A 3,988-nucleotide genomic window follows, 5' to 3' on the forward strand; every position below is an offset into this window, starting at 1 on the left:
AACGCCCGCACCGACACCGACACCCCACGCGCCCGCAACCGCTCCACCAACGTCACCGCCAGCAGCGAATGCCCACCCAGCTCGAAGAAGTTGTCATCGAGACCCACCCGCTCCAGCCCGAGCACCTCGGCGAACACTTCGCAGACCAGCCGCTCGTCCTCGGTCCTCGGGGCCCGGTAGGACACCTCCAGCGCGGCGGAGTGGTCCGGGGCCGGCAGGGCCCGCCGGTCGAGCTTGCCGTTGACCGTCAGCGGCAGCGCGTCCAGCTCGACGATCGCGGACGGCACCATGTACTCCGGCAGCACCGCCCCCACACCGGCCTTGACCTCCGACTGGTCCAAGGCGGTGTCCGAGTTCGGCACGAGGTACGCCGTCAGCCGCTTGTCACCCGGCACGTCCTCGCGAACGATCACCGCGGCCTGCGCCACGGCATCCTGCCCCAGCAGCGCCGCCTCGATCTCACCCAGCTCGATCCGGAAACCACGTACCTTGACCTGGTCGTCGGTACGGCCCAGGTAGTCCAGCGTCCCGTCCGCACGCCAACGCGCCAGGTCACCCGTGCGATACATCCGCTCACCCGCCGCACCGAACGGGCAGGCGACGAACCGCTCCGCCGTCAGACCCGGACGATTCAGGTAGCCCCGCGCCAGCTGGTCACCCGAGATGTACATCTCACCGGGTACGCCCACCGGGGCGGGCCGCAGCCCGGCGTCCAGCACGTACACGCGCAGGCCGGGGATGCCCTGACCGATCGGGCTGCCCAGGGAGTCCTCGGCCACCTTCGTCTCGTCGAGCGGGAAGTGGCTGACGTGCACGGTCGTCTCGGTGATCCCGTACATGTTGACGAGTGTCGGGGCGTCGTCCCGGTGCCGGGCGTACCACTCCCGCAGACGCCCGGTGTCGAGCGCCTCGCCGCCGAACACGACGGTGCGCAGGCGGAGTTGTGCCCCGAGCTCCGGGTTCTGGGCCTCCGCCTGGGCCAGCTGGTAGAACGCGGACGGCGTCTGGTTGAGGACCGTCACGCCTTCACGCGTGAGCAGGCGCAGGAACTCCACCGGCGACCGGGAGACCTCGACGGGGACGACGACCAGGCGGCCGCCGTGCAGCAGGGCCCCCCACAGCTCCCACACCGAGAAGTCGAAGGCGAAGGAGTGGAACCAGGTCCACACGTCGTCGGCGCCGAATTCGAACCATGGCCGTGTCTCGTCGAGCAGCCGCACCACGTTCCGGTGAGGGATGACGACGCCCTTGGGGCGGCCGGTGGAGCCCGAGGTGTAGATGATGTACGCCGCGTTCGCGGGGGACAGGGCGCCGGGGACATCGGCGGGCAGCACGACGTCGTCCCGGCCGCCCGACAGTTCCGCGCGGGTTTCCGGGTCGTCCAGCACCACCTGGTGGACGGCGCCTTCATGTGCCACCGCGCCCATCGAGGCGGTGGAGGTGACCACCAGGGACGGTGCGCAGTCCCCGAAGACGAAGCTGATGCGGTCCGACGGCGAGGCCGGGTCGACGGGCAGGTACGCTCCTCCGGCCTTCACCACGGCCAGCAGGGTGACGACCAGGTCGAGGGAGCGTTCCAGGCAGACCGCGACGGAGGTCTCGGGCCGCACACCACGCCGGACCAGCAGGGCGGCCAACGCGTCGGAGCGGTCGGCGAGTTCCGCGTAGGTGAGCTGCTGGTCGCCGTGGACCGCGGCGACCGCGTCCGGGGTCCGCCGCGCCTGGGCGCCGAAGAGTTCCGGCAGGGTGGTGCCCGGCCGTGTGCTGTGTGCGGGGGTGTGCCACTCGTCCAGCAGGAGGCCGCGTTCGGCCGGGCTCGTCACCTCCACCTGGCCGAGGCGCTGTTCCGGGTCCGAGGTCACCGCGTCGAGGACCCGGACGAAGCGTTCGGCCATCGCCTCGACGGTCGCCTCGTCGAACAGGTCGGCGGCGAAGGTGATGCTGCCGGTCATGCCTGCGGGCCGGCCCTGGGGGCCGAACCGTTCACTGAGCTGGACGTCGAGGTCGAACTTGGCGGGGCGCTGTTCCCCGCTCAGCGGTTCGACGGCCAGGCCGGGGAGCTCCAGCGCCGCTTCCTCGTTGTTCTGGAGGCCCAGCGTGACCTGGAACAGCGGGTGGCGCGCCATCGACCTGGTCGGCGCCAGGTCCTCCACCAACCGCTCGAACGGCAGGTCCTGGTTGGAGAACGCCTCCAGCGACGTCTCGCGGACCTGTTGCAGGAGGTCCCGGAAGGAGGGCGTGTCGGCCACCCGCGCACGGAGCACCAGCGTGTTGACGAACAGTCCGACCAGGTCGTGCAGGGCCTCGTCCAGGCGCCCCGCGACCGGTACGCCGATCGGGATGTCGTCCCCTGCGCCGAGCCGGGACAGCAGGACGGCGAGGGCTGCCTGCGCCGCCATGAACACGGTGGCGCCCTCGGCCTTGGCGGTCCGCGCCAGCCGCTCGTGGAGTTCGGCGGGGATGGTCAGCCCCACGACTCCGCCCAGGTGCGTGGCCCGGACGGGACGCGGCCGGTCCGCGGGGAGTTCGAGCTCGTGCGGCATACCGGAGAGGGCGTCGCGCCAGTGGGCGAGCTGCTCGTGGAGGAGGCTCTCCGGGTCCGTGTCGTCACCCAGCAGGTCTCGCTGCCACAGGGTGTAGTCGGCGTACTGCACCTCAAGCGGTGCCCACTTCGGCTCCTGTCCGGCGCGGCGGGCCGCGTAGGCGATCGAGAGGTCGCGTGCCAGCGGCCCCCTCGACCACCCGTCGCTCGCGATGTGGTGGACCACGACGATCAGCGCGTGGTCGTCCGGCGCCACGGCGAACAGCCGGGCGCGCAGGGGGATGTCGGATTGCAGGTCGAACGTCTGCCTGGCCGCTCGGGCGAGTGCCGCGGGCAAGTCCGCGGGCGCCACGTCGGTCGTCGGCAGATCGATGTGGGCCTGGTCGGGGGCGAGGATCTTCTGGTACGGCTTCCCGTCCTTGGCCGGGAACACGGTACGGAGCACCTCGTGGCGCTCCACCACGTCCTGGAGGGCCTGGCGCAGTGCCTCGCGGTCGAGGGCTCCCCGCAGCCGCAGGGGCAGCGAGATGTTGTAGGTGTCGCTCGGTCCTTCCAGCTGTCCGAGGAACCACAGTCGCTGCTGGGCGTACGACAACGGGATCATCAGATCTCCTCCTGCCTGGAGCGACGACGCAGGGCAGGCCTGGTGCGCTTGGGACGGTTGAAATGGGACGAAAGGCCCGCCACGGTGGGGCTTTCGAAGATCGCCCTGAGGGGCAGTTCGACGTTCAGCGTCGAACGGATACGGCTGACGAGCCGGGTGGCGAGCAGGGAGTGTCCGCCGAGGTCGAAGAAGTTGTCGTCGATGCCGACCCGGTCCAGCCCGAGGACCTCGGCGAACGCCTCGCAGGCCAGCCGCTCCTCCTCGGTGCGCGGGGCCCGGTAGGACACCTCCAGCGCGGCGGTGAGGTCGGGGGCCGGCAAGGCGCGCCGGTCGAGCTTCCCGTTCACCGTCAGCGGCAGCGCGTCGAGTACGACGATCGCGGACGGGACCATGTAGTCCGGCAGCGCCGAGGCGATGCCGGCCTTCACTTCGGCCGTGTCCAGCGTCGTGTTTTCCGTGGGGACGAGGTAGGCGGTCAGCCGCTTGTCGCTGGGGATGTCCTCGCGGACGATGACCGCGGCCTGGGCCACGCCTTCCTGTCCGAGCAGCGCCGATTCGATCTCGCCGAGTTCGATGCGGAAGCCGCGGACCTTCACCTGGTCGTCCGTACGGCCGAGGTAGTCCAGCGTCCCGTCCGCACGCCAACGCGCCAGGTCACCCGTCCGGTACATCCGTTCACCCGCCGCGCCGAACGGGCACGCCACGAACCGCTCCGCCGTCAACCCCGGACGGTTCAAATAACCCCGCGCCAGCTGGACACCCGCGAAATACAACTCACCCGACACCCCCACCGGCACCGGACGCAACCGCGCATCCAACACATACGCCCGCGTATTCCACAT

Annotated in this window: 2 protein-coding genes; both read right to left on the bottom strand. The window is 70.7% G+C overall.

All coding sequences use genetic code 11. The features are described from left to right. Positions 1–3,146, bottom strand: a 3,146-nt coding sequence (locus ACFVFH_RS35675) for an amino acid adenylation domain-containing protein (RefSeq protein ID WP_383777097.1), incomplete at its 3' end; no start/stop codon positions are given. Next, positions 3,146–3,988, bottom strand: an 843-nt coding sequence (locus ACFVFH_RS35680; RefSeq protein ID WP_383777100.1) for a phosphopantetheine-binding protein, incomplete at its 5' end; no start/stop codon positions are given. The genes ACFVFH_RS35680 and ACFVFH_RS35675, both read right to left, overlap by 1 nt.

This window comes from Streptomyces sp. NPDC057697 (assembly GCF_042799335.1).
Lineage (GTDB): Bacteria > Actinomycetota > Actinomycetes > Streptomycetales > Streptomycetaceae > Streptomyces.